The organism is Desulfovibrio cuneatus DSM 11391, from assembly GCF_000430005.1.
GTDB lineage: Bacteria > Desulfobacterota > Desulfovibrionia > Desulfovibrionales > Desulfovibrionaceae > Frigididesulfovibrio > Frigididesulfovibrio cuneatus.
On the sequence record NZ_AUCY01000072.1, the window covers coordinates 1 to 1651 of the forward strand.

Genomic DNA, 1651 nt, shown 5'->3' on the forward strand with positions numbered 1-1651 from the left:
CAAAGTCCCGCAGCACACTCTCAATATCTACCAAGTCCTTACCCGTGCCGCCTGTGTAGTCCAGGTGCAGGGCTTCAAACCCGGTGGTGTTGGCGCTGGTAATGCCCCCAAAGGCGAAGGTGCCGGTGCCAGTTGAACCCGTTGCCGTGCCGTTGGAATCTACCGAAAGGTTGCGGTCCAGGCTCAGCATGTCGCCAATCTGGTGGGTGGTGCCATCGCCCGCCGGGCGGTCAATAAGGTCGCCTGCGGCGTCAGTGCCGCCTTTCAGGGTCGTACCTGTGCCCACGGCTGCCAGATTCAGCACAGAGCTTTCCAGGCGCAAAATGTCGGTGCCTTCACCGCCGTCAATGGCAGCGTCCGTCATAACTGCACCTGTGCTGATGCGCATGGAATCGTTTCCTGCACCACCCAGCACCGTGGCGTTGGTCACGGCTGCATTCCCGGCGCTTGTAGTAAGGGTCAGTTGGTCATTGCCGGCCCCAAGGTCTACAAGTGTGTTTGCCTTGTTTACAGCACCGTTGCCAAATACACGGCCTGTAATGTTCACAGTATCGTTCCCTTCACCCGCCAACAGCGATATTTTTTTCACAGAATAACTGTTGTATATTGCTTGGTAGGGACTATTAATAGTGATAAAATCATCTCCTTCCCCGGCATCCACAGTAAGATCTGTCTGGGCTGATACCATTGCTGCGCGAGTATCACATTCAGTTTCAACATGAAGAAAATCATTACCTGCTCCCAAATAAATACCTGCAACATCATTGGGCAAATTGGCGTATACAACCGATCCAGATTTATTAAACAAATATACACTGTCATCTCCGGAACCTGTATCTATAATACTGGATAATAAAGTATATCCATTTAAAGCATCCATGCTAATTTTGACGGTGTCATTCCCGACCCCCGAGAGCAAAGTGCTATAGTACATTCCAATGCTACTATTCTTAAGCTCTAACAAGTTATTACCTTCACCCATGTCTATATGACTACTATATAACTGTATGCCGTACTGATTCATTTGCAAGACATCATCGCCGTCACCAAATTCCACATTGGCATTTTGCAGACAGAAATCACTCCTCATGGTGTCATTGCCTGTGCCTGCCCCCTGGGTAACGGAAGCATTGCTACCGGAGTTAATATCCACATACGTCTGGTGTGTTTCGCCGTCCACATCGTCCGGGGAATCCCACTTGCCTGCGGCATCCCTCACCACCACCACTTCCACGGTTTTCTGGTGGGTTACGCCAAGGCTGTCTTCATATTCATAGGTAATGTAATCTTTTACCGTTGTAGTGCCTGCCCCCATAAGGGTAGCGGCGTTGGCGGCCAGCACGTAGGTAAGGGTGCCATCGGCATTAAAGGTGGCTGTGCCGTACAGGGTAGCCACGCTGCCCGCGCTTACCATTCTGACAAAATCAGCGTCGTTGTGCTTCACATCGCCGGTAATAACCTTGCCGTTGATGTTGGTGGTGGTGCTGCCTGTGTACATAACAAAGCGGTCGTCCGGAGCTTCCTGAATAACCGGGGCATTTGGCCCTGTTTCCAGATAAATGAAGGTTTCCTGCCCATTCACCATGCCTTTGTAGCAGGCAAACGGCTCAGTAAAGCCATTCAGTTGTATGTTTTCACTCACCTTAGTAAA

1 protein-coding gene is annotated in these 1651 nt (G+C 50.6%); it reads right to left on the minus strand.

The window, feature by feature from the left end; translation table 11 throughout:
- Positions 1-1651, minus strand: a 1651-nt coding sequence (locus G497_RS18140) for an Ig-like domain-containing protein (protein WP_156908110.1), incomplete at both ends; no start/stop codon positions are given.